Genomic DNA, 24317 nt, shown 5'->3' with positions numbered 1-24317 from the left:
TCTTTCTTATTTATATGATCTTGTTTTTAACTCAATATCGTTAAACTCTAATTGTTCTTTATGTAAGACTGCGTCAGCAGGTTCTCCTTTGTATTCCCATGCAGAAACAAAAGCAAAGTTTACATCATCACGTTTTGCTTCTCCTTCTTGTGGTCCTTCAGTTTCAGCAGATTCTTCACGGAAGTGACCTCCACAAGATTCTTCTCTTACCAAGGCATCTTTTGCAAACAACTCTCCTAATTCTAAGAAATCTGCTACACGTCCAGCTTTTGCTAATTCTTCGTTATAAGTATCAGCAGATCCTGGTACTTTAACATCTTTCCAGAACTCCTCACGTAAAGCTTTAATTTCAGTCATTGCCTCTGTTAAACCTTTAGCATTACGAGCCATTCCTACTTTATCCCACATAATTTTACCTAAACGTTTGTGGAAGTGATCTACAGATTTTGATCCGTTATTATTTACAAAGAAATTAATTTGTTCTTTTACTGATTTTTCTGCTTCTTCAAACTCAGGTAAATCTGTTGAAATTTTTCCTGTTCTAATATCCTTAGATAAGTAATCACCAATAGTGTATGGTAATACAAAATAACCATCAGCTAATCCTTGCATTAATGCAGAAGCTCCTAAACGGTTAGCTCCGTGATCTGAGAAGTTAGCCTCTCCAATACAGTAACATCCAGGAATAGTTGTCATTAAGTTGTAATCAACCCAAGTACCACCCATTGTATAGTGAACTGCTGGATAAATCATCATTGGTGTATTGTATGGATCTTCATCTACAATTTTATCATACATCTGGAATAAGTTCCCATATTTGGCTTTTACAACCTCTTTTCCTAATTTATCTACTTTTTCAGCAGAAGGATTGTGATCTCCATGAATTAAAGCTTGCTCTCTTCCGTAACGCTTAATTGCATCAGCAAAATCTAAATAAACAGCTTCTCCTGTAGCATTTACTCCAAAACCAGCATCACAACGTTCTTTAGCTGCACGAGAGGCAACATCACGAGGTACTAAGTTTCCAAATGCAGGATATCTTCTTTCTAAGTAGTAATCTCTTTCTTCTTCTGATAAATCAGTAGGTTTTTTCTTCCCTTCTCTAATTGCTTGCGCATCTTCTAATTTAGCAGGAACCCAAATACGTCCATCGTTACGTAAAGATTCAGACATCAACGTTAATTTAGACTGATGATCTCCAGAAACAGGAATACATGTTGGGTGAATTTGTGTGTAACAAGGGTTTGCAAAATACGCTCCTTTTTTATGGATTTTCCATGATGCAGAAACGTTAGACCCCATTGCGTTAGTTGATAAGAAGAAAACGTTTCCGTAACCTCCAGTTGCAATTACTACAGCGTGAGCAGAATGTCTTTCAATTTCTCCAGTAACTAAGTTACGAGTAATAATTCCTCTTGCTTTTCCATCAACCAATACCACATCCATCATTTCGTGACGGTTGTACATTTGTATTTTTCCACGTCCAATTTGACGGTTCATTGCAGAATAAGCTCCTAACAATAATTGTTGCCCTGTTTGTCCTTTAGCGTAAAAAGTACGAGATACTAATACCCCTCCAAAAGAACGGTTATCTAACAAACCTCCGTAATCACGAGCAAAAGGTACCCCTTGAGCTACACATTGGTCAATAATATTTGCAGAAACTTCTGCCAAACGATATACGTTTGCTTCACGAGCACGGTAATCTCCTCCTTTTACAGTATCGTAAAATAATCTGTAAGTAGAATCACCATCTCCTTGATAGTTTTTTGCTGCGTTAATTCCTCCTTGAGCTGCAATTGAGTGGGCTCTACGAGGTGAATCTTGATAAGCAAAAGCTTTTACATTGTATCCTAACTCAGCCAAAGTTGCAGCAGCAGAACCTCCTGCCAAACCTGTTCCCACAACAATAACATCAATGTTACGTTTGTTTGCTGGGTTTACTAAGTCGATATGATTTTTATAATTAGTCCATTTATCAGCGATAGGACCTTTAGGTACTTTAGAATCTAATGCCATAATTTAATGTCTTAATGTTGATTGAAATGGTGAAACAAAGCAATGATGATAAATCCTACAGGAATACCTATTGCATAAATTTTTGATACAGTCTCTAATTTAGCTGCACGCTTAGCACTCATTCCGCTAGATTGGAATGCAGACTTAAATCCGTGTAATAAGTGTAATGCTAAAAATGCAAACGCCGCTACATAAGCTCCAGTTCTTATTGGACTGTGAAACTTGTGTACTAATTCACCATAGTATCTGTTTGGATCTTCTGGTAACATAGCGATGTATTTGTGATTGATTTCTGGAAACCAAAAATCAATAAAGTGCAATACAATAAAAGCTAAGATTGCCAAACCTGAATAAATCATGTTTCTACTTACCCAAGTAGAATTGGCAGCACCATTGTTTTTTACGTATTTTACACTACGAGCAGCTTTATTTCTAGCTTCTAGAATAAACCCCATTACGAAGTGAAAAACAACCCCAAAAATTAAAATTGGTTGTAGCGCAAACTGAACTGCAGGATTAGTTCCCATAAAATGAGATAACTCATTAAACACATCTGCACTAAAAATTGATGTTAAATTGATTGCAAAATGTTGCAACAAGAAAAACATTAAAAAGAAAGCAGAAGCGGCCATTGCCACTTTCCTTCCTATCGAAGAAGATAAAACTCCACTCATTAGTTTTAAAATTAATTGTTAATAACCGAGAACAAATTTAAACGATTTGATTTATTATTATGTGATATTCACCTTTTTCAGCCTTTATTTAGAGAGATTACAAGCTAAAATTTAAAGAATTATCAAATCTCCACATTTGATTAAAAATTTTAACAGTAAAAAAGAGTCATTTCTACGTATTTTGCCTACTTTTTATATTCTTTTAAATAATTTGATGGGGCAAATCCGGTAATCATCTTAAACTGTCTATTAAAATTAGATAAATTGTTAAATCCGCATTCAAAACAAATATCAATAATGGCGTATTTTTTATCTAAAATTAATTTACATGCATAATTAACACGTAATTCATTTACGTATTTAATAAAGTTTTTTCCATGTGCTTTTTTAAAATATCTACTAAAAGCAGAAGGATTCATACAAGCAACCTCAGCAACTCTCTCTAACGAAATATCAGTATTAAAATGATTGTATATATATTCATAAACTGCTTCTAACTTTTTAAGCTTGTTGTCTGAAAAACTTTGAACAAAATCTTGACTAGATAACACCTCTACGGCTTCCCATTTAGCAAGAACATTTAAAATTTTAAGCAACTCTATTACTCTGCTTAAACCAGAATATCTTTTTAAAGACTGAACTCTTTTATTTACCACAGAAGTATCTCCTTTAAAAACAATTCCTCTTCTTGCTTTTATAAACAATTGTTCCATCTCAACCATTTCTGGCTGTTTTAAAAAATCTTCTCCTAAAAATTCTTCTGTAAAATGAACCACACAAGCCTCTGCCACTAAATCGCTATCTTCCACAAAATACTCTTCGCTATTTACCCACATATGAGGTAGGTTTTTACCCAAAAGAACTAGATTCCCTTCTGAAAACTTTCCAATATAATCTCCAGCAAACAAAGTTCCCGAACTAGAACTTATAAAATCTAGCTCTAACTCCTTATGAAAATGCCATACTTTTAAAAAATGCTTTTCTGTTTTTACTTGTACATTAAAGCTACTGTGTGAAGGGGTCCTGTCAAGATATTTTGGTTTCAAAACGATGTCTATTTTTTATTGAAATTACCTAATCTGTTTTTAACATCAAAATAAAAGCAAAAAAAGTATCAAAATAAAAATTAACGCTACAGAAAAACACATCATACAAACACCTATATAACAAATAGTTAAAAAGATATTTGGGTTTAATTATTACGCTAAACTTATAAATTAGATAAAAATTTAACAAAATGTGCATATTTTAACCTTAGCACTATTTTACAACACACATTTTTAGCATCTTTGCAGTCTTATAAAACAGAAAACTAGAAATTAAAAAGATAATCATATGAAAGTAGCAGTAGTAGGAGCTACCGGAATGGTAGGTACGGTAATGTTAAAAGTATTAGCAGAAAGAAACTTTCCTGTAACAGAATTAATCCCTGTTGCATCGGCTCGTTCTGCTGGTAAACAATTAGAATACAACGGAAAAAATTATACTGTAGTCACTTTAGAAGACGCTGTAAAAATGAATGCTGATGTAGCTTTGTTTTCTGCAGGAGGAGATACTTCTTTAGAATGGGCTCCAAAATTTGCTGAAGCAGGAACAACAGTTGTTGATAATTCATCTGCATGGAGAATGGATCCTACTAAAAAATTAGTAGTACCAGAAATCAACGGAGATGTTTTAACTGCTGAAGATAAAATTATTGCTAACCCTAACTGTTCGACTATTCAGTTAGTGATGGCTTTAGCTCCATTACACAAAAAATATAAAATGAAGCGTTTAATTGTTTCTACTTACCAATCTGTTTCTGGAACAGGAGTAGCCGCAGTTAGACAATTAGAAAACGAGCAAAATGGAATTACTGATGGTGAAATGGCGTATAACTACCCTATTAACCGTAATGCAATTCCACACTGTGATATTTTCATGGAAAACGGATACACTAAAGAGGAAATGAAATTAGTAAAAGAGCCTAAGAAAATTTTAGGTGATGATTCTTTTGCTGTAACTGCAACTGCTGTACGTATTCCTACAGCTGGTGGTCACTCTGAAGCTGTGAACGTTGAGTTTGCTAATGATTTTGATTTGGCTGAGGTTCGTGCTATTTTAGAAGCAACTCCAGGAGTAATTGTACAAGATGATTTGGCAAACAACATTTATCCTATGCCAGCTTTAGCTCATGATAAAGATGAAGTTTTTGTAGGACGTATTCGTAGAGATGAATCTTTACCAAACACTTTAAACATGTGGGTAGTAGCAGATAACTTACGTAAAGGAGCTGCAACAAACACTGTTCAAATTGCAGAATATTTAATTTCTAAAGGTTTATTAGGATAACAAACCTTTTAATTATAAATAAAAAACCTCATCTAAAATTTAGATGAGGTTTTTTTATGTTTTAGATTGATCTATTTGCAAATTAAATCATCATTTCCTTTACAGATTTAACCAACTCTATAGAAGCCTCTATCTCTGCTTTTCTAATCGCTACTGATTCTATATTAAAACCTATAGGCATATTTTTTTCTTTTGCAAACTTGATTAATTCTTTTGCAATGTATTTACAAACCTCTATAGATTTTGCCAAAATATCTTCAGAAGATGTTAAATCATTTTCTAACCACCTAGGAATATCAATCCCCAACCATTTTGTAAACTCTAAAGTCTTTACAGACCCACAAGGTGTTAAAGTAAAAATGATAGGTGCAGGTGCAATGTTTTTTTCTTGAGTTTTATAATGATAATCTGATAAAAAACTTTTTGCATTGTCTAGATTATACACACATTGAGAGATAAAAAAAGTACATCCACTACCAATTTTATTACTCAAACGTATATGCTCATCTCCTTTAGCAAAATGTCTTTCAGGAATAGTTACTCCCCCTAATTTTATGGTAGAATTAGATGCTTTTTTAATTTTATACGCATCTTGTAAAGATAAATTTACTTGTTGTTGTTTTGACGGAGCCCCAACAAAAACTGTTAAATCAATAGTGTCTTCATTAGCAACTAACCATTCTTTTAAAGAGCTTTCGGTAAATTTCCCTACACTCTTATAAATAATTTTAGGAACGTTTAATTCTTGTAAATATTGATTTGCATATTCATCTGGAGCCCAAGTATGTAAAAACGGAAAGGGTCTTGGCAAGTGTGTTCTAGATGATTCGTCTTGAATATCATATAAAACCAAACCATCAATAGGTAAGTTTTTAATTCGCTCTATTTGACGTTGAGAAATTCCATCTATTTTTTCAACTGGTGTTGATATTTTTGGAGGAGTTAATCCGTAAAACAAATAACCTCCTTCTTTATTCTCTATCTTCTTTTTTAATTCTTGTGAATTCATCTTTTTGTATCGAATTACTTGTTCTCGACTCCGCTCGAACATCTTGTATTACACACCAAATTGCTTAAAGTGGTGATCTAAATGTTTTTGAAATAAATTACTCCACTCTTTTGCTGTTAATTTACCAAAAGATTCTGTTGGTCTTCCCTCAAAAAAAGTTTCTCCTTTATCAAAAACCCATCGCATATTTTCTAATAACTTCTTTTTCTCAGCTTCAAAATTTCTTTCATCAACTATTAAAAAATACGGAGCAGTTCTTCCGTTTTTAGGATAAGGTTTGTCTCCAACCACTCCTTTTTTAATAAACGTTTTTAAGAAAAAACGCATCACAGGGTTTAACTTTACCCTATTTTTTCCTTGAGCAACATCATAAGAAACATTTAAATGAGCTAACATTTGAGCCACATTCATTTTTCCCCATAAAGGTTGAGTACTACTAGTTAAAGCATCTAAACGAACTTTATTTTGCTCTAAAGTATCTGCATCAAAAATAAATGGATAAGACATGATTAATTAAAATGAGTTTAAGAAAGCATTGTTGCTGCTCTTTGTAAAGCTGCTACTAAAATATCTATTTCTTCTTTGGTATTGTAAAATGCAAAAGAAGCTCTTATGGTTCCCGGAATATTAAAACGTGCCATAATTGGTTGTGTACAATGATGACCTGTTCTAACCGCAACTCCTAATTTATCTACTATAGTACCAATATCAAAAGGGTGTATATCTCCAATGTTAAAAGAAATAACACTTGCTTTATTTTTTGCTGTTCCATAAATTTTTAATCCTGGAATTTTGCTCAATTGCTCTGTTCCATAAATCAGCAAATCATGTTCGGCTGCTTCAATATTCTCTATTCCAATGCTATTGATATAATCTATAGCTGTTCCAAAGGCAATTACATCTGCAATATTTGGAGTACCTGCTTCGAACTTATGAGGCAATTCTGCATAAGTAGTTTTTTCAAACGTACAATCTTTAATCATTTCTCCTCCTCCATGGTAAGGTGGCAGCTCATTTAAAACAGCTTCTTTACCATATAAAAATCCTATACCCGTAGGTCCAAACATTTTATGAGCAGAACAAGTATAAAAATCACAATTTAACGCTTGTAAATCAACCTTCATGTGTGGAGTAGATTGTGCTCCATCTATCAACACCCAAGCACCAACTTTATGCGCTTTTTCTATAATTTCTTCTACTGGATTTATGGTTCCTAAAGCATTAGAAATATGATTAACTGCTACTATTCTTGTATTTTCAGTCAACAATTCATCATATACATCCATTAGCAACTCTCCTTCATCGTTCATTGGAATTACTTTTAAAGTAGCTCCAGTTCTTTCGCACAACATTTGCCAAGGCACAATATTAGAGTGATGCTCTAATGCAGAAATAATAATTTCATCAGTACTTTTTACCAATGATGTTAAAGTTGTAGCCACCAAATTAATAGACTCCGTTGTTCCACGAGTAAAAATAATTTCGTGCTCATGTTTAGGATTAAAATGTGCTTTTAACTTTTTTCTTGTAGCCTCAAACTCATCGGTAGCTAGCTGACTTAAAGTATGTACCCCTCTGTGAACATTAGAGTTTATGGTGCTATAATAATTAGTAATCGCATCTATCACCACTTGTGGTTTTTGACTTGTAGCTGCATTATCAAAATACACTAAAGGTTTTCCGTTTACTTGTTGATTTAAAATGGGAAAATCTGCTCTTACTTTTTCTATATGAATCATCGATATAAATCTTTGTGACAAAGGTACTTCTTTAAGCTCAAAATCTAAAAAGCTTAACCAAACTCTTTTTAAAGTTTAATCCTAAAAAATTACTAACTTGTAGTAAACTAAACATTCTCTATGAAAACCCTTAAAATGATAGGCTTTACCTCATTATTCATCGTCCTAATTATCATTTTTTATAACGCTCCTAAACTAAAATTAATTTCAGGTTTTGCTGCAAAAAATTTAGCTAGTAGTTTTTTTATTGCTAACCGATCTGAGGATTACACAAATAAAACCGACAATAGTAGTCCGCTAATTAAATTAGCAAACAGTAAAATTAACCTCAAAGAAAAAATAGCCACCTCTAATGTATGGGGATTTGCCAAAGAAAAAGCTGTGTATAGAGATGGTATTGGAGCTATATTGGTAAATAAAGATACTGTTTTAACAGATGATTATTTAAAACCTAATAGAAACTTAACCTCTATTCCTCTTCCATATCCTTATGGAAATTTACCTGCTAAAGACACCATTTTTAATAATGTTGATTATCAATTATTAAACAATGTAATCAACAATTCTTTTGTAGGTGATTATAAAAACAAACCCAAAAACACCCGTTCTTTAATAGTACTTTATAAAGGACAAATTATTGCCGAAAAATATGCTGATGGCTTTGATAAAAACTCATTATTACAAGGTTGGTCTATTACCAAAAGTTTATTAACCACTTGTTTTGGTATACTAGAAAAAGACGGTGATTTTGATATTAACCAACCAATTACTGCTTTTTCTGATTGGTTAAAAGATGATAGAAAAAACATTACTACTAGCCAATTACTAAGAATGGAAAGCGGTTTAGAATGGGAAGAAAACTATTCAACCATATGCGATGTTACAAAGATGTTATTTAAAGACAATGATTTAACAAAAAGACCGCTATCAAAAAAACAAACCTCCCCAGCAGAAACTGTTTTTAACTATTCATCTGGAACTAGTAATATTTTATCAGCCTTATTAAGAAAACAATTCAATACTCACCAAGAATATTTAGATTTTCCATATCAAGAATTTATAGATAAAATTGGAATGCATTCCATGTTGATGGAAACAGATATTATGGGGAACTACGTAGCCTCTTCTTACAGTTGGGCTACCACAAGAGATTGGGCTAAATTTGGTCAATTAATGTTAAATGATGGAATATGGAACGGAGAACAAATTGTCTCTAAAAAATGGGTAAACTATATTACAACACCTAACAAAACTTCTAACAACGAATACGGAGGACATTGGTGGCTAAACAAAGGAGATTATATGCCTAATGTTCCTAAAGATTGTTTTTATGCTGATGGTTTTCAAGGACAACGTATCTTTGTAATTCCATCAAAAGAATTAGTAGTTGTTCGTTTTGGTGTTACAGAGTTAAACAGAACAGAGTTCTATACGATGTTTGATCATTTATTAAAAACTATTTGCAAAAGCATACAATAATTTATGAATATCCCTTTACACCCTAACAAACCCTTACAAGAAACTGCCGATTGTTTATTAGAAATTGGATGTTTACTTATGGCTTCTGGAGCAAGTACCAATAGAATAAGAATAACTATGGAACGTATTGCTGATGGACTAGGTTATGAAACAGAAACTTTAACCACACAAAGAACCATTTTTGTATTGGTAAAAGATCTTAAAACCCAAGAAGTATATAACAGTTTTAAAAAAACACCACCTCACGGAGCCAATTTTACTTTAGTATCTGGAATTAGTAAAATGAGTTGGCAGGTGATAGAAGAAAAATGGGAACTAAACCAAATTAAAGAAGAGCTTAACAGATTAACAAAATTAAATCGTTATCCATTGCTAATTACCATGATATTTGTAAGTTTTGCAGATGCTGGTTTTTGCCGATTGTTTGGAGGAGAATATATTGATTTATGCACCACCTTTGTTGCAACTTTTATTGCTTTTTTGGTTAGACATTATGCGCTTAGTATAAAGTTTAATCCATATTTAAGTATTGTTTTTGCATCTTTTACCGCTTGTTTAATTACTTCTTTTGCACGATTTTTTGGCATAGGTAATCATCCTGATTTGGCTTTTGCCACAGCAGTTTTATTTTTGATTCCTGGAGTGCCGCTCATCAATTCTTTTTCTGATATTTTAGATGGACATATTATGAACGGAATGGTAAGAGGAACAAATGCCATGGTCATTGCTTTCTGTATTTCGTTAGGAATGTTAGTAACCATGTTAATTTTTAATTTCTAAATGATGGATATACTACACTTTATAGAAATGGCTTTTTGGTTAGCCATAGCAGCTATTGGATTTGCTATTTTATTTAATGTACCTAAACGTACTTTAATAATTATTGCCTTACTTGCTGCTGTAGGAGGTTCTTCAAAACTACTTCTTATGCACTATGGGGTGCATATTATTATTGGTTCGTTAATTGGAGCCACACTTATTGGAATACTTAGTATTCCTGCTGCTCATGGTAAGCACGCACCTCCTCTGGTATTTTCTATTCCAGCAGTAATCCCTATGATTCCAGGAGCTTTTGCTTATAAAACCATGTTAGGGTTTATTGAGCTAACAAGCGAAATAAGTACCGAAACTTATGACCTTGTTTTGAACCAAACAATTAACAATGCTACAATTGCCGTTTTTGTGATCATATCATTAACCGCAGGAGTTTCATTTCCTATGTTAATCACCCGAAAAACGTCTGCCAAAAAAATTAAAATTATTTCTTAACCAACAAAACATAATCTCCTTCTAAAAGCAAATAACCTTCATCATAACAATAGTAATATTGATTGCCTGTTTTGGTTTGATAAATATTGGTATATAGATTAAAATTAAATCCTTTCTCATCCATTGTGTTTTTATGCACTTTGGTTTTTCCTGTAGTATTTAACTCACACAATATCTTATAATTCTTTTTTAAGGCATTGTTTATGTTTCTTACCAAACTCTTATTACCAACTTCAAGTTTATTGTTATAAGCGTTTCTACACTGATCGTTACAAAATTTTTTATCAGACCTCCCAACAACTTTTTCTCCACATTCTAAGCAATATTTTTCTTCCATAGCTTCATATTATATGATATTCTATAAATATACTAAAACCGATTGTAAACGACTACAATCGTTTATATACGAAAGCAAATATTTATCAACCGAGTAAAAGTTTTAAGTCACCTCATCTTTGCAGTATCAAACAGTAAAAAACATTATTAATCTTTAAAAATTTACGTTATGAATAATTTAAGAAACAAAGTACAGTTAATTGGAAACTTAGGAGGAACACCTGTAATTAAGACTTTTGGAAAAGACAAAAAAGTAGCTAATTTTTCTATAGCTACCACAGACACTTATTACAACAATCAAGGAGAACGTGTTACAGATACACAATGGCACAATTTAGTTTGTTGGAACAAAACCGCAGATATTGTAGAAAAGTATTTAGACAAAGGAAGTCAAATTGCCATAGAAGGAAAAATAACCAACGATAGCTGGGAAGACAAAGAAGGAAACAAGAGATACACCACTAAAATTGTGGTTAACGAACTAATGATGTTGGGTAACAAATAACCCACAGTTATTAAAAACAAAAAACCTCAGCATTTTGCTGAGGTTTTTTTTAGTTTATTACTTAATTAAATGAGGTTTAAAAGCCCCTGTATGTTGACAGCAAATTTGCTCCATTACTTGTTGTAATTCACGCTTCATTAAAGAAATAGTATGATTTCCTCCTTCTTTACCTAAAGCCCCTACACCGTACATAAAACTACGACCCATAAAAGTGAATTCTGCTCCACTAGCCATAGCTCTAGCAATATCTGGACCTCCACGTAAACCAGAGTCTACCATAATTTTAATTTGATCTCCATACTTTTCAGCCAAATTAGTCATAGGAACAATTGAAGATTGACCAGCATCTAACTGACGTCCTCCGTGGTTAGAAACAATTAATCCATCTACTCCTAACTTAATTGCTTTCTCTGTATCTTCTTCGCTTACTACTCCTTTGATTACTAATTTACCTTTCCATTGTTCACGAATAGAAGCAATTCTTTCTTCGTTTAATCTACCTGTAAAAGTGGCATCCATAAACTGAGCTAATTGCTGTAAATTCATTCCCTTAGGCATGTATTTAGCCATCGTTTCAAAATTAGGCTGACCATGTTTTAATGTTAGTGCTGCCCAATGAGGATGCTTTAATACTTCTATAATGTTTTTTAATGTCATTCTTGGTGGCATTCCTAATCCATTACGAGTATCTCTTGGTCTTACACCAAACGTAGGTACATCAGCTAAAATGACCAACACATCACAACCTGCTTTTTCAGCTCTGTCTATTACATCTCTTTTTACATCTTCTGCTGTTGGATGATATAATTGAAACCAAAAATCACCTTCAGTAATTTCAGAAATACGCTCTATACTAGTAGTAGTTACCGTACTTAAAATAAAAGGAACATTATGATCTTTAGCTGCTTTTGCTAAAATTTCTGGAGCATTAGGCCACATTAATCCTTGCAAACCAACTGGTGCAATACCAAAAGGAGCTGAATATGTTTTTCCAAACAACTCAGTTTCCATACTAGATTTATCAAACTTTGATAAATACTGAGGCATCAACTCTATTTTTTGAAGATCCGTTCTGTTTTTATCTAAATTGATATCTTCATTACATCCTCCATCTAAATACTCAAAAGCAAATTTTGGCATTTTTACCATTGCTCTTTTTCTTAAGTCATCCATAGAAGGATACTTGGTATTGATTTTTATTTCCATCTTAAAAATAAGTTTTTATAAACGCTATTAAGCTTTTGTATAGGCTTTGGCAACTTGTCTAGAAGTTCCTAATCCTTCAATCCCTAATTCCATTACGTCACCTGGCTTTAAATATACAGGAGGATTAAACCCTAATCCTACACCTGCTGGAGTTCCTGTTGAAATAACATCTCCTGGTAATAAAGTCATAAATTGGCTAATGTAAGAAACCACTTCTTGTACATTAAAAATAAAGTCGTTTGTGTTAGAGTGTTGAATACGTTTTCCGTTTAACTCTAACCAAAGCTCTAAATTGTTAGGATCTTTAATTTCATCTTTAGTAGCAATAAAAGGTCCTATAGGAGCAAATGTATCGTTTCCTTTTCCTTTACACCATTGTGTTCCTCTTTCTAATTGAAAAGCTCTTTCAGAAATATCGTTGTGTAATACATAACCTGCAATGTGATCTTCTGCATCTTCTAACTCAACATAAGAAGCTTTTTTACCAATAACTATGGCTAACTCAACTTCCCAGTCAGTTTTTTCTGAGTTTCTAGGAATCACAACATCATCATTAGGTCCAATTAATGCTGAAGTAGATTTAAAGAACAATACTGGTTCTGTAGGAACCGCTGCTCCAGTTTCTGCTGCGTGTTTAGCGTAGTTTAACCCTACACAAACTATTTTAGATGGTCTTTTTAACGGTGCTCCTAAACGAACATCATCAGAAATTTCTGGGCAAGAAGCTTCGTTATCTTTTAACCAAGCTGCTAAACGCTCTATTCCATCTCCTCCAAAAAATTCTTCGTTATAATCTTGTCCAAAAGCAGAAACATCTACTTTTTTTCCTGATGCAGTAATTACTCCTGGCTTTTCAGCACCTTCTGCTCCAAATCTTATTAATTTCATCTTAATTATATTTTATTATTTTCCGTTCAATTTTATAAATCCACCATCAATTGGGTAATCTGTTCCTGTAAGGAAAGAAGCCTCATCAGAAACTAAATATAGGGCTAAATTTCCAATTTCTTCTGGTTTAGCCATTCTACCTATTGGTTGTGTTGCCGATAATTTTTCAAACATTTCTGCTTCTTGTCCTGGGTAGTTTTTAGAAATAAACCCATCTACAAAAGGAGTATGTACTCTAGCTGGAGAGATACAGTTACAACGAATTCCATCTTTTACATAATCTTTAGCAATAGAATACGTCATGGTTAATACGGCTCCTTTGGTCATAGAATACGCAAAACGATCGAACAGACCTACAGAAGAAGCAATAGATGCCATGTTAACAATAGCCCCACCACCATTTTCTTTCATAAAAGGAATTACGGCATGTAAAGCATTATAAACTCCTTTAATATTTACATTGTATAACTTATCTAAATCATCTGGTCCACATGCCTCTACATTACCAACATGTGCAATTCCTGCATTGTTGATTAAGATATTGATAGGCTGATTGTCATTAATCTTTTTGATGATATTTTTAACCCCTTCGTGATCTACAACATTTGCTTGATGTACTATTGCCTTTCCTCCTTTAGCAATAATTTCATCAGCAACTCTTTGAGCTCCTTCTGTAGTTAAATCTAAAATATTTACCAAAGCTCCTGCTCCAGCCAAAGCTTTAGAAATAGCTTCACCAATTCCGCTACCTCCACCGGTAACTACAGCACATTTTCCTGTTAAATTAAATACTGACATGTTTATTTATTTTATAATGACATTCCTCTTTTCCAAGGAATAAAATCGTTTTGTCCTAATTGCATAGCTTTGGTTTTTTCTCCACTAGCTACTTTAATCACATATTCTAAAAGTTCTTCTCCTGTTTTTTGTAATGTATCTCCTTCTATGACTCCACCGGTATTAAAATCGATAATATCATTCATTTTATTGAACAATTTAGAGTTACTAGATACTTTTACAACAGGCACAATAGGATTTCCTGTTGGTGTTCCTAAACCTGTAGTAAACAAGATAACATTACAACCAGAACCTGCTAAACCTGTAGTAGATTCAACATCATTCCCTGGAGTACACAATAAATTTAATCCCTTTTTGGTAATTTGCTCTGTATAATCTAGCACATCAGTAACAGGAGAACTTCCTCCTTTTTTAGCTGCACCTGCAGATTTTATAGCATCGGTAATTAAACCATCTTTAATGTTACCTGGTGATGGATTTGCATGAAAACCTCCTCCTAAAAATTCGGCCTTTTCATTATAAGTAGACATGATATTAGAAAACTTATCTGCAATACCTTTAGTCACACATCTATTGATCATTTCTTGCTCTACACCGTTTAACTCAGGAAACTCTGCTAATACAGTAGTTCCTCCTAAACCAACAACTAAATCAGATACATATCCTAAAGTTGGATTTGCAGAAATTCCAGAGAATCCATCAGAACCTCCACACTCTAAACCTATAACTAATTTACTTAAAGGAGCTGGTTCTCTTACAAACTCGTTGGCTTTGGTTAAACCTATAAAGGTTTTTTTAATAGCTTCTTCTACAAAATCTCTTTCAGAAGTACTTTCTTGCTGAGTTAAAACGTATAAAGGTTTTTTGTGATCTTTAGCAAAACTTTCTAAAGCGTCTTGCATAATTTTAGCTTGAGCATGTTGACATCCTAAACTTAATACTGTAGCACCAGCAACGTTAGGATTGTTAACATATCCTGCTAATAAATGACATAAAGCCACAGAATCTGGAGTTGAACCTCCACAACCACCATCATGTCTTAGGAATTGAATTCCATCCACATTAGGGAACAACTTATTCTTTTTAGCTTCTTTTTTATCAATTTGAATACTTGTATTTAAAAGATCTTCTTCCGAAGCTCCTTCTTGGTATATGTTTACCAATTTATCTACAGAAAAACCTGTTTCTTTTTTTTGTCCAAAACCTAACTGCTCTACAATAGTATTTTCTATAACAGTAACGTTTCTGTTTTCACAAAAAACCAAAGGAATAACCAACCAATTATTTTGTGTTCCCACTTTTCCATCGGCTCTGTGATATCCTTGGAATGTTTTTCCTTCGAATCTAGAAAAATCTGGAGCTTTCCACTCTTCTTTTTCACCATCTTCTACTCCATATTCCTCTGCTCTATGAACAAGGTTATGAGTATGAAGAATTTCTCCTTTCACAACTGGTTGTGTTGCCATACCTACTAATACTCCGTACATATAAACCAAATCTCCTTCGTTTAAATCTACAGATGCAAATTTATGTTTTGCTGGTACATCAGTGGTTAACACATAAGTATCTCCCTCATAATTAATAACATCTCCTTTAGAAAGATCTGTTAACGCAACAATTACATTGTCTTTTGAGTGTATTCTTAACACTGAATTTTTTTGAGACATAATTAACCTTTTAATATCATTACAAATTTAAGGCAGTAAAGCTTGTTAAAAATCAAGTTTTAAGTCCAAAATCAATACTTTTTTTGCAATAACACAGAAAAAGGCAGCTAACTTAGAAGTTAAGTATATTATTTATGCCTTTTCTACCGAACCTACAGATCCGTTTTTTGTAGGAGTTAATTGGTAAATTTTATCGGGATGTAACCCTTGTAACATTCTGTGAGATACGTAAATAATAGAAATATCTGTTTCTTGATGAATTTTATTGATAAATGCCGTTAACACAGAGGTTGAATAATCGTCTAATTCATTAGTCGGCTCGTCTAGAATAAGTAAAGGAGGATGTTTTACCATGGCACGAATAATTAACACAATTCGTTGCATTTCTTTAGACAAACGCACAAAATAAGTTTGTTTTTTATCTTTTAGTCCTACTAGGTCTAACCACTTATCAGCTTCGTAAATTTGCTGACCTGTTGGGTTTTCATAGAGACCAATAGAATCATAAAAACCTGACAATACCATGTGCTGCACCGTAAACAACTTTCCAAAAAACTGAGTTAAACTTGGTGAAAAGTATCCTATCTTTTTTTTGAGCTCCCAAACCGTTTCTCCACTTCCTTTTTTACGTCCAAAGAGCATAATATCTTCTCCAAAAGCCTTGGCATTATCACCCGTAATCATGGTTAACAAACTGGTTTTTCCTGCGCCGTTAGGCCCTTTTAAGTGCCAAAACTCTCCTTTGTTAATAGTCCAATTAATATTGTTTACAATTTGCCTGGTTTCTTCGTAAAAGATATTGACATCGGTAAATTTTACCAAAGGGTTTTCTACCTCTATTTTGTTTAAATTTTCTGGTAAACTCCCTACGAATTGATAAGGTTTTAATTGTTGATGGAAATAAGAATCGTACTCATTAGGCTTTCCTACAAACTCCACGGCATCTTGATTTAACAAATAAATTTGATGGATAAAAGGCAATACCTCATCTCTAATTTTAAAAATCTGAACTAAAGTTATTTCTTTAGCAATTTCCGTTAATTCTTTAGCCAAGTCAGCTTGTTTTTCAATATCTAAACAATCATATGGCTTATCTAAAATCAAAAAATCAATTTTTTCTTTTTGAGAAGAATTTACCAAATAATCTAACAACAACTTTTTTTGTTGTCCGCTAGAAAAAGAAGTTAAACTCCTAACTTTTCCATTACCATCAATACAATGTTTTGTTAAAGTAAAATCATCGTGATTGACTTCTTCTAGAATATACTTCTCTAATACCGAAGTACTAAATAAAGCTCCCTTTTTTCCATTGAATTCAATAAACAAATTTTGCTCACCACCCTTTAACAAGTGATTTATATAAGCTGTTTTGTCTGCCGATTTATTAAAGATTGCAATGTGATTCATTCTTAATGTTTTTTAACAAATTCTAAAATAGCCTGTTCTGCACCTTCTTTATCTTCAATCAAACTCATATGTCCATTTTCAAGTTCTACCACTTCGGTATTGGCATCTTTGGTTTGCTCAATTAAATCGTCATATTTTAAAACAGGATCTTTTTTTCCTAAAATCATTAAAGATGGATAAGGCCCAAAATGCAATAAAACCTCTCTATCTAATCTTATTTTCATTCCCTCTAAAGCAGCAATAATACCTTGTCTAGAAGTTTTTAAAGCCTCCTTTTTAACCTTAGAAATGTCATCAGCATAAATTTTTCTACACTTAGAACGGAATAACATAGGAATTGAAGTTCTGATAAAAGATTTGTGATTTTCTTTTACCACCGCTATCGCTCTATCACGACCAATCTTTTTTTCTTCTGAATCTGGTCTAGCTGTAGAATTTAGTAAAATTAGACCTTTTACATTGTCTGGATGTACATCTGCAAAAGCCAAAGCTACATACCCTCCCATGGAATGTCCTACAAAAAAAGATCTTCGGATGTTTAAATGATCTAACACCGCTTTTACGGCTTCGGCCATTTCTGTCATGGTGTGTACATAACCCAAACTTTCGGTTTGTCCATGCCCTAACAAATCTATACAAACAACCCTAAATTTAGGGTTTAATACTTTTTCTAAACTTTGCCACATGGTACTATTTTCTAAAAAACCATGCAACAACACTACAGCTGTTCCCTTACCCGATTGAGTATAATGAATTGGAGTGTTTTTGTAAGTAATAAATGTGCTCATAATACAAAAATAAGGAGTTGATGACTAGAGAACAATTTAAAACAGCTGTTTATTTAACTAGTAAAATAGCCTTTAAACTTTCGGTTTTATAAAACAACGGATAACGCTACATTTGTAAGAAAATATTTAGGTCTTGAAAATTCAATCTCTTCTAGAAAAGTATCAAAATGCAAGTGCTACCAAACAACTGATAGCACAGGTTTCTCAAGAAAAAACACATGCTGTTTTAAGTAAATTTAACGGAGCTTCCTTGTCATTTATCATAGCAGAAACCTTTAAACAAACAGATAAAACTTTTTTAGTCATTTTTGATGATAAAGAGCAAGCGGCTTATCATTTAAACGATTTAGAAAGAATTTTAAACGATAAAGATGTACTTTTTTATCCTGGTTCTTACCGAAGACCTTATGAAATTGAAGATGTAGACAATGCCAATGTATTGATGCGTGCAGAGGTTTTAAATCGATTGAATTCAAGAAAAAAACCTGCCATTATTGTTACTTATCCAAACGCTTTGTTTGAAAAAGTAGTTACCAAAAAAGACCTAAACAGCAACACGTTAAAAATTACTACTGGTGATGAATTTAGCCTAGATTTTATTAACGAAGTTTTATTTGAGTATAAATTTAACAGAGTTGATTTTGTAACAGAACCTGGAGAATTTGCAGTTCGTGGAGGAATTGTTGATGTATTTTCTTTTGCTAATGATGAGCCTTACAGATTAGAATTTTTTGGTGATGAAGTAGACAGCATTAGAACTTTTGATGTAGAAACACAACTTTCTACCGGAAAACCCAACAAAATTCAAATCATGCCCAATGTGGAAAACAAGCAGTTTTCCGAAAAAAGAGAATCTTTTTTAAAGTTTATTCCCAATAATAGTGTTGTTTTTACCAAAAGTATTGACATTCTTCAATACGATTTAAACACCTTATTTGAAAAGGCTACAGCACGTTTTGAAACCCTATCCGAAACGTTAAATCATACCTTTCCTAGTGATTTATTTTTAGATGGAATTCAAATCAAAGAGCAATTAAAAGGATATAGCAGAGTTGCCATTAACAATAGTGCTAACACTGATAATATTAACGGAAATACAGAACCTCAACCTTCTTTTAACAAACATTTTGATTTGTTAATAGAAAACCTACAACAAAACACTGCAAAAGGATATCAAAATTATTTGTTCTGTTCTAACGAAAAACAAGCAAAACGTTTTCATGATATTTTTGATGAAAGTGAAGAAGAAATAGTATACCAAACAGTAGTTTTTCAAATTCACGAAGGATTTGTAGATCACGAACATAAAATAGTTTGTTATACCGATCATCAAATTTTTGAACGTTATAATAAGTTTCAGCTTAAAAATGGTTTTGCCAAAAAACAAGCCGTTACCCTACAAGAAATTAACAATTTAGAAATTGGAGATTTTGTAACTCACATAGACCATGGAATTGGAAAATTTGGAGGGTTACAAAAAATAGATGTCAACGGTAAAAAGCAAGAAGCTATCAAATTAATTTATGGCGATGCCGATGTACTTTATATCAGCATACATTCTTTACATAAAATATCTAAATTCAACGGAAAAGATGGTAAAGTTCCTAAAGTTCACAAATTAGGATCTCCTGCGTGGAAAAAAGCCAAACAAACCGCCAAAGCCAAAGTAAAACAAATTGCTTTTGATTTGATTCAATTGTATGCAAAACGAAAAAATCAAAAAGGATTTGCTTTTGATCCAGACAGTTATTTACAACATGAGTTAGAAGCTAGTTTTATGTATGAAGATACACCAGATCAATTTACGGCTACTCAAGATGTAAAATCTGATATGGAAAGTGACAAACCTATGGATAGATTGGTTTGTGGAGATGTTGGTTTTGGAAAAACAGAAGTTGCTATTCGTGCTGCATTTAAAGCGGTAGACAACGGAAAGCAAGTAGCTGTTTTGGTTCCTACCACTATTTTGGCTTTTCAACATTTTAAATCTTTCAAAAAAAGATTAGAAGATTTTCCGGTAAACATCAACTATTTAAACCGTTTTAAAACGGCTAAGCAAAAGAAAATAGTGATGGAAGATTTGGCCGAAGGAAGATTAGATATTGTTATTGGAACCCATCAATTGGTTTCTGATAAAATAAAATACAAAGACTTAGGGTTGCTAATTATTGATGAGGAACAAAAGTTTGGAGTAGCTGCCAAAGACAAGTTAAAAACCATTAAAGAAAATGTAGATACTTTAACATTAACCGCAACTCCAATACCACGTACCTTGCAGTTTAGCTTGATGGCTGCAAGAGATTTATCGGTAATTGCAACTCCTCCACCCAACCGTCATCCTATAGAAAGTAATGTGATTGGTTTTAGCGAAGAAGCTATTAGAGATGCTGTGATGTACGAAATTTCTCGTGGTGGTCAAATTTTCTTTATACACAACCGAGTAGACAACATTAAAGAAGTTGCCGGAATGTTACAACGTTTGGTTCCTGATGCTAGAATTGGAGTGGGGCATGGTCAGCTAGAAGGTAGAAAGTTAGAAGAAGTGATGGTTAATTTTATGGAAGGAAGCTACGATATTTTAGTGGCCACCACCATTATAGAATCTGGTTTAGATGTGCCTAATGCCAATACTATTTTTATCAATCATGCTAATAATTTTGGTTTGTCAGATTTACATCAAATGCGTGGTCGTGTGGGGCGTTCTAACAAAAAAGCTTTCTGTTATTTTATTTGTCCACCTTACCATATGATGACCGAAGAAGCTCGTAAACGTATTCAAGCTTTAGAAATGTTTAGCGAGTTAGGTAGCGGAATTAACATTGCCATGAAAGATTTAGAAATTCGTGGAGCTGGAGATTTATTAGGAGGAGAACAAAGCGGATTTATTACAGATATTGGTTTTGATACTTATCAAAAAATATTAGAAGAAGCCGTTAAGGAATTAAAAGAAAAAGAGTTCAAAGATTTATATGATGAAGAAGATGCTGAAAACAAAGATTATGTATCCGACATACAAATAGATACCGATTTTGAAATTTTATTCCCTGATGATTATATCAACGTTATTGCAGAAAGATTAAACCTGTATAAAAAATTAGGAGAATTAACCAACGAAGAAGAATTACAAGAATTTGAACAACAACTAATAGATAGGTTTGGAGAACTTCCAACCCAAGTGATTGATTTATTAGACTCTGTTAGAATTAAGTGGTTGGCTAAAAAATTAGGATTGGAAAAAATAGTCTTAAAACAAAAAAGAATGATTGGATATTTTGTTTCCGATCAACAAAGTGGTTTTTATAATACCCAGTCGTTTACAAACGTTTTAAAATACGTGCAAAACAATTCTAAAATGTGTGTAATGAAAGAAAAAGAAACCAAAAATGGTTTGCGTTTACTCATTACTTTTATTAGGATTGATAGCGTAAAGAAAGCCTTGGAAACATTAAAGAATATATAATAAAACTGTGTGATAACTCAAGTAAACAAAGCATTACTTTTTACTATGTTTGCAGTAGTATTAATAAATTTAAACTAATGAAAAAAATTATAGCAATTACAGTTCTTAGCTTTGCTTTAACATCTTGTTACGTACATGAGTACACAATTGGAAAAGGAGCTCAAACTAATATCAAAAAAACTAAAATGAACCATTTTTTAATTGAGGGGTTAGCGCCAATAAGTACAGCTCAACCAGAAGAAATGGCAAAAGGAGCTAAAGATTATACTGTAAAAACTAGATTTACTTTTGTAGATTATTTACTTCGTACTATTACTTATGGAGTATACACACCAACTACTACAACTGTAACAAAATAATATCAAAACTCATGAAAAAAGCATTATACACAATATTATTAGGAAGTTCTTTATTATTAACATCTTGTTACTCTACTATACATACTTTTGGAGAAGGACCTCAAACTGGTCAAGAAGTTAAAGGAAAAAACAAATATTTATTTTGGGGATTATCTCCATTAAAAACTACTGAGCCACAAAAAATGGCTAATGGTTCTGATAACTTTGAAGCTAAAACAGAATTCACATTTGTTGATCAATTATTAAGTATTATTACAATAGGTATCTATGGTCAAAGTACAACCACTGTATCTAAATAATTTTTAGCATTATTAATCACAAAACCTCTTCTAAACCGAAGAGGTTTTTTTATGGGGTTTATGTAACTTTATGTTTATGAAGTACGACCCAATAAACCCACTGTTATTTATAGAAAACAGAAAATGTTTTACCCAACAAATGGAAGCTAGTTCCATTGCATTTTTTAATGCTAATGATATTTATTTAACTGGTGCTGATAGCACTTTACCTTTTCATCAGCACAGAGATATTTTTTATTTAAGTGGTGTAGATCAAGAAGAAGCGGTGTTGGTTTTGTTTCCAGATGCTAAAAATCCAAATCATAGAGAAATTTTATTCACCAAAGAAACCAGTGAGTTAATCGCTATTTGGGAGGGAGAAAAATTAAACAAAAAAACTGCCACTCAAACTTCTGGAATCCAAACCATTTATTGGTTGTCTGAAATGGAAACTATTTTAAAAGATTTAATTCCTGAAGCCAAAAATATTTATATAAATCAAAATCCTCACAAACGAGCTAACTTAGAAATGGAGACTCGTGAAGATCGTTTTGTAAAAAAATTAAAAGAAAACTATCCAAATCACAACTATTTAAAAGCATCGGATATTCTTTTTCTACAAAGAGGAATTAAATCTCAAATAGAGATTGATTTAATCCAACATGCTTGTAACATTACCAAAAAAGGATTTAACAGGGTTTTAAACTTTGTAAAACCTAATGTATGGGAATATGAGATTGAATCTGAATTGATTTATGAATTTATTCGTAACAAATCAAAAGGATTTGCCTACACTCCTATTATTGCCTCAGGATATTCTGCCTGTGTATTACATTATATAGAAAACAACAAACAGTGTAAAGATGGTGATTTAATCTTGATGGATACTGCTGCAGAATATGCCAATTATTCTAGTGATTTAACCAGAACCATTCCTGTAAACGGAAAATATACAGATAGGCAAAAAGCTGTATATCAATCTGTATTAAACGTAAAAAACGAGGCTACTAAAATGCTTAGAGAAGGTACCCTTTGGAAGGAATATAACGAAGAAATTGGAAAATTAATGACCTCTGAATTACTTTCTTTAAAATTATTAGACAAAGCAGACATTCAAAATGAAACCAAAGAAAAACCTGCCTACAGAAAGTATTTTATGCATGGTACATCACATCATTTAGGGCTAGACACTCACGATTTTGGTGATTATGAAAATGAAATGAAAGCCAATATGGTATTAACCGTAGAGCCTGGAATTTATATTCCAAAAGAAAATTTAGGAATTAGATTAGAAGATGATTTGGTGCTTCAAAAAAATGCTGAACCTATTAATTTGATGAAAAATATACCTATTGAAATTGAGGAAATTGAAAGTATAATGAATGCTTAAAACATCATATTGTTAGAAACTTCTTAAGCTGTTACAAAAATTCTGTAACAGCTTTTTTTATGTAAAAATTACTTACTCATATCAAAAACATAAAATAGTTTTTTTGTTTCTAACCATTTGGTTAGTTTTGTGCTGTATTAAGATAATAATGGCAAGAAAAAAGGAATACATAGAAGAAGAAGTTATTGAAAAAGCAATGAACTTATTCTGGAAGAATGGTTACGAAACTACTTCTATGCAAATGCTTGAAAAAGAAATGGGCATTAATAAATTTTCTATATACGCTAGTTTTGGGAACAAAAATGGAGTCTTGCTAGAGAGTATTAAATGTTACAAGAAAAAATTAAACAAGCTTATTTTAAAGCTAGAATCATCTACAAAAGGAGTAAATGCTATTAAAGATTATTTTTATGATTTTGTAGAATTTACCAAAGAGATTGAGTTTGGAAAAGGTTGCTTGGTAACTAATACTGCAAATGAACTAACAGAAAAGGCGGATGAGCAAATAAAAAAAGTCCTAGAAAACTTTACAAATGAAATAAAAGAGCATTTTATGAAAGTTTTAAAAAAGGATGCGACCAAAGATGAAATTACAGTTAAAGAACAAGGAGATTTTTTAATAATAGCAATGTTTGGCTTAGCCTCTGCAACCAGAGTTTTTAACCCATCACAATTAAAAAACTATATAGAAAATACATTCAAAAGTCTTTAACAT

General features: G+C 32.4%; 23 protein-coding genes. 10 read left to right on the top strand and 13 right to left on the bottom strand.

Translation table 11 applies throughout. From position 1 onward, the window contains the following. Positions 1–6: 6 nt before the first annotated feature. From AXE80_RS13830 to AXE80_RS13820, 3 genes are all read right to left on the bottom strand, one after another. Positions 7–2019 carry a fumarate reductase/succinate dehydrogenase flavoprotein subunit gene (locus AXE80_RS13830; protein WP_068828384.1) on the bottom strand — a complete coding sequence of 671 codons (2013 nt, stop codon included), beginning with the start codon at positions 2017–2019 and terminating at the stop codon, positions 7–9. An 11-nt stretch (positions 2020–2030) separates the two neighbouring features. Beyond that, a complete protein-coding gene (locus tag AXE80_RS13825) occupies positions 2031–2693 on the bottom strand; it encodes a succinate dehydrogenase cytochrome b subunit (RefSeq protein WP_068828383.1) in 663 nt (220 codons plus the stop codon). A 185-nt stretch (positions 2694–2878) separates the two neighbouring features. Then, positions 2879–3739 (bottom strand): AraC family transcriptional regulator, encoded by an 861-nt coding sequence (locus AXE80_RS13820; protein WP_068828382.1) that lies wholly within the window; start codon positions 3737–3739, stop codon positions 2879–2881. Between the two features lie 289 nt (positions 3740–4028). On the opposite strand from AXE80_RS13820, the gene AXE80_RS13815 reads away from it, so the two are divergent. Beyond that, a complete protein-coding gene (locus AXE80_RS13815) occupies positions 4029–5024 on the top strand; it encodes an aspartate-semialdehyde dehydrogenase (protein WP_068828381.1) in 996 nt (331 codons plus the stop codon). Positions 5025–5106: 82 nt separating this feature from the next. Here the strand turns inward: AXE80_RS13815 and AXE80_RS13810 are convergent, their stop codons facing one another. The 3 genes from AXE80_RS13810 to AXE80_RS13800 are packed head-to-tail and all read right to left on the bottom strand — an operon-like array spanning position 5107 to position 7772. Further along, a complete protein-coding gene (locus AXE80_RS13810; protein WP_068828379.1) occupies positions 5107–6033 on the bottom strand; it encodes a methylenetetrahydrofolate reductase in 927 nt (308 codons plus the stop codon). A 48-nt stretch (positions 6034–6081) separates the two neighbouring features. Continuing rightward, positions 6082–6540, bottom strand: coding sequence for a DUF1569 domain-containing protein (locus tag AXE80_RS13805; RefSeq protein ID WP_068828377.1), 459 nt, complete (start codon positions 6538–6540; stop codon positions 6082–6084). A gap of 17 nt (positions 6541–6557) precedes the next feature. After that, on the bottom strand, positions 6558–7772 hold the full coding sequence (locus AXE80_RS13800; protein WP_068828375.1) for an aminotransferase class V-fold PLP-dependent enzyme: 1215 nt from the start codon (positions 7770–7772) through the stop codon (positions 6558–6560). Between the two features lie 120 nt (positions 7773–7892). Here AXE80_RS13800 and AXE80_RS13795 point away from each other — a divergent pair, with 120 nt between their 5' ends. The 3 genes from AXE80_RS13795 to AXE80_RS13785 are packed head-to-tail and all read left to right on the top strand — an operon-like array spanning position 7893 to position 10520. Next, the gene (locus AXE80_RS13795; RefSeq protein WP_068828373.1) at positions 7893–9251 is read left to right on the top strand and encodes a serine hydrolase domain-containing protein; all 1359 of its coding nucleotides are present in this window, start codon (positions 7893–7895) and stop codon (positions 9249–9251) included. Positions 9252–9254: 3 nt separating this feature from the next. Continuing rightward, positions 9255–10031 carry a threonine/serine exporter family protein gene (locus AXE80_RS13790; RefSeq protein WP_068828371.1) on the top strand — a complete coding sequence of 259 codons (777 nt, stop codon included), beginning with the start codon at positions 9255–9257 and terminating at the stop codon, positions 10029–10031. A gap of 3 nt (positions 10032–10034) precedes the next feature. Further along, positions 10035–10520 (top strand): threonine/serine exporter family protein, encoded by a 486-nt coding sequence (locus AXE80_RS13785; protein ID WP_068828932.1) that lies wholly within the window; start codon positions 10035–10037, stop codon positions 10518–10520. On the opposite strand, the gene AXE80_RS13780 is transcribed toward AXE80_RS13785, so the two are convergent. Then, entirely contained in the window at positions 10510–10857 is a 348-nt protein-coding gene (locus tag AXE80_RS13780; RefSeq protein WP_068828369.1) for a hypothetical protein, read from the bottom strand. The genes AXE80_RS13785 and AXE80_RS13780 overlap by 11 nt on opposite strands. Positions 10858–11025: 168 nt before the next feature. Here AXE80_RS13780 and AXE80_RS13775 point away from each other — a divergent pair, with 168 nt between their 5' ends. Next, complete coding sequence (locus AXE80_RS13775) at positions 11026–11361, top strand: single-stranded DNA-binding protein (protein WP_068828367.1); 336 nt, start codon at positions 11026–11028, stop codon at positions 11359–11361. Positions 11362–11418: 57 nt separating this feature from the next. Here AXE80_RS13775 and AXE80_RS13770 read toward each other — a convergent pair whose 3' ends face one another. The 6 genes from AXE80_RS13770 to AXE80_RS13745 all read right to left on the bottom strand — a co-directional run bounded on the left by AXE80_RS13770 (position 11419) and on the right by AXE80_RS13745 (position 18115). Next, a complete protein-coding gene (locus AXE80_RS13770) occupies positions 11419–12567 on the bottom strand; it encodes an alpha-hydroxy acid oxidase (RefSeq protein ID WP_068828365.1) in 1149 nt (382 codons plus the stop codon). A 27-nt stretch (positions 12568–12594) separates the two neighbouring features. After that, complete coding sequence (locus tag AXE80_RS13765; RefSeq protein WP_068828363.1) at positions 12595–13455, bottom strand: fumarylacetoacetate hydrolase family protein; 861 nt, start codon at positions 13453–13455, stop codon at positions 12595–12597. Positions 13456–13470: 15 nt separating this feature from the next. Beyond that, positions 13471–14253, bottom strand: a complete 783-nt coding sequence (locus AXE80_RS13760; protein WP_068828361.1) for an SDR family NAD(P)-dependent oxidoreductase — start codon at positions 14251–14253, stop codon at positions 13471–13473. 11 nt (positions 14254–14264) lie between these two features. Then, positions 14265–15920: a UxaA family hydrolase gene (locus AXE80_RS13755; RefSeq protein ID WP_068828360.1), complete on the bottom strand. Its 1656-nt coding sequence runs from the start codon at positions 15918–15920 to the stop codon at positions 14265–14267. Between the two features lie 132 nt (positions 15921–16052). After that, complete coding sequence (locus AXE80_RS13750) at positions 16053–17327, bottom strand: ATP-binding cassette domain-containing protein (RefSeq protein WP_068828358.1); 1275 nt, start codon at positions 17325–17327, stop codon at positions 16053–16055. Positions 17328–17329: 2 nt separating this feature from the next. After that, positions 17330–18115 (bottom strand): alpha/beta fold hydrolase, encoded by a 786-nt coding sequence (locus AXE80_RS13745; RefSeq protein ID WP_068828356.1) that lies wholly within the window; start codon positions 18113–18115, stop codon positions 17330–17332. 133 nt (positions 18116–18248) lie between these two features. Between AXE80_RS13745 and mfd the strand changes: the two genes are divergently transcribed. The 5 genes from mfd (at position 18249) to AXE80_RS13720 (ending at position 24314) form a co-directional block, all read left to right on the top strand. Continuing rightward, positions 18249–21575 carry a transcription-repair coupling factor gene (mfd, locus tag AXE80_RS13740; protein WP_068828354.1) on the top strand — a complete coding sequence of 1109 codons (3327 nt, stop codon included), beginning with the start codon at positions 18249–18251 and terminating at the stop codon, positions 21573–21575. A gap of 77 nt (positions 21576–21652) precedes the next feature. Then, on the top strand, positions 21653–21934 hold the full coding sequence (locus AXE80_RS13735) for a Bor/Iss family lipoprotein (protein WP_068828352.1): 282 nt from the start codon (positions 21653–21655) through the stop codon (positions 21932–21934). An 11-nt stretch (positions 21935–21945) separates the two neighbouring features. Continuing rightward, the gene (locus AXE80_RS13730; protein WP_068828350.1) at positions 21946–22233 is read left to right on the top strand and encodes a Bor/Iss family lipoprotein; all 288 of its coding nucleotides are present in this window, start codon (positions 21946–21948) and stop codon (positions 22231–22233) included. Positions 22234–22309: 76 nt separating this feature from the next. Beyond that, positions 22310–23602: an aminopeptidase P family protein gene (locus AXE80_RS13725; protein ID WP_068828348.1), complete on the top strand. Its 1293-nt coding sequence runs from the start codon at positions 22310–22312 to the stop codon at positions 23600–23602. Between the two features lie 148 nt (positions 23603–23750). Next, positions 23751–24314 carry a TetR/AcrR family transcriptional regulator gene (locus AXE80_RS13720; RefSeq protein WP_068828346.1) on the top strand — a complete coding sequence of 188 codons (564 nt, stop codon included), beginning with the start codon at positions 23751–23753 and terminating at the stop codon, positions 24312–24314. Positions 24315–24317 lie beyond the last annotated feature (3 nt).

The sequence above is a fragment of the Wenyingzhuangia fucanilytica genome, assembly GCF_001697185.1.
In the GTDB taxonomy this organism is placed as follows: Bacteria; Bacteroidota; Bacteroidia; order Flavobacteriales; family Flavobacteriaceae; genus Wenyingzhuangia; species Wenyingzhuangia fucanilytica.
This window is presented reverse-complemented; position numbering and strand designations above follow the sequence as displayed.

Coding starts and splice junctions, on each gene's coding strand:
- AXE80_RS13815 (WP_068828381.1), top strand. CDS start 4,029: ATGAAAGTAGCAGTAGTAGGAGCTACCGGAATGGTAGGTACGGTAATG.
- AXE80_RS13830 (WP_068828384.1), bottom strand. CDS start 2,019: ATGGCATTAGATTCTAAAGTACCTAAAGGTCCTATCGCTGATAAATGG.
- AXE80_RS13800 (WP_068828375.1), bottom strand. CDS start 7,772: ATGATTCATATAGAAAAAGTAAGAGCAGATTTTCCCATTTTAAATCAA.
- AXE80_RS13795 (WP_068828373.1), top strand. CDS start 7,893: ATGAAAACCCTTAAAATGATAGGCTTTACCTCATTATTCATCGTCCTA.
- AXE80_RS13765 (WP_068828363.1), bottom strand. CDS start 13,455: ATGAAATTAATAAGATTTGGAGCAGAAGGTGCTGAAAAGCCAGGAGTA.
- AXE80_RS13790 (WP_068828371.1), top strand. CDS start 9,255: ATGAATATCCCTTTACACCCTAACAAACCCTTACAAGAAACTGCCGAT.
- AXE80_RS13785 (WP_068828932.1), top strand. CDS start 10,035: ATGGATATACTACACTTTATAGAAATGGCTTTTTGGTTAGCCATAGCA.
- AXE80_RS13730 (WP_068828350.1), top strand. CDS start 21,946: ATGAAAAAAGCATTATACACAATATTATTAGGAAGTTCTTTATTATTA.
- AXE80_RS13735 (WP_068828352.1), top strand. CDS start 21,653: ATGAAAAAAATTATAGCAATTACAGTTCTTAGCTTTGCTTTAACATCT.
- AXE80_RS13770 (WP_068828365.1), bottom strand. CDS start 12,567: ATGGAAATAAAAATCAATACCAAGTATCCTTCTATGGATGACTTAAGA.
- AXE80_RS13755 (WP_068828360.1), bottom strand. CDS start 15,920: ATGTCTCAAAAAAATTCAGTGTTAAGAATACACTCAAAAGACAATGTA.
- AXE80_RS13725 (WP_068828348.1), top strand. CDS start 22,310: ATGAAGTACGACCCAATAAACCCACTGTTATTTATAGAAAACAGAAAA.
- AXE80_RS13810 (WP_068828379.1), bottom strand. CDS start 6,033: ATGAATTCACAAGAATTAAAAAAGAAGATAGAGAATAAAGAAGGAGGT.
- AXE80_RS13750 (WP_068828358.1), bottom strand. CDS start 17,327: ATGAATCACATTGCAATCTTTAATAAATCGGCAGACAAAACAGCTTAT.
- AXE80_RS13825 (WP_068828383.1), bottom strand. CDS start 2,693: ATGAGTGGAGTTTTATCTTCTTCGATAGGAAGGAAAGTGGCAATGGCC.
- AXE80_RS13780 (WP_068828369.1), bottom strand. CDS start 10,857: ATGGAAGAAAAATATTGCTTAGAATGTGGAGAAAAAGTTGTTGGGAGG.
- AXE80_RS13805 (WP_068828377.1), bottom strand. CDS start 6,540: ATGTCTTATCCATTTATTTTTGATGCAGATACTTTAGAGCAAAATAAA.
- AXE80_RS13745 (WP_068828356.1), bottom strand. CDS start 18,115: ATGAGCACATTTATTACTTACAAAAACACTCCAATTCATTATACTCAA.
- AXE80_RS13775 (WP_068828367.1), top strand. CDS start 11,026: ATGAATAATTTAAGAAACAAAGTACAGTTAATTGGAAACTTAGGAGGA.
- AXE80_RS13760 (WP_068828361.1), bottom strand. CDS start 14,253: ATGTCAGTATTTAATTTAACAGGAAAATGTGCTGTAGTTACCGGTGGA.
- AXE80_RS13720 (WP_068828346.1), top strand. CDS start 23,751: ATGGCAAGAAAAAAGGAATACATAGAAGAAGAAGTTATTGAAAAAGCA.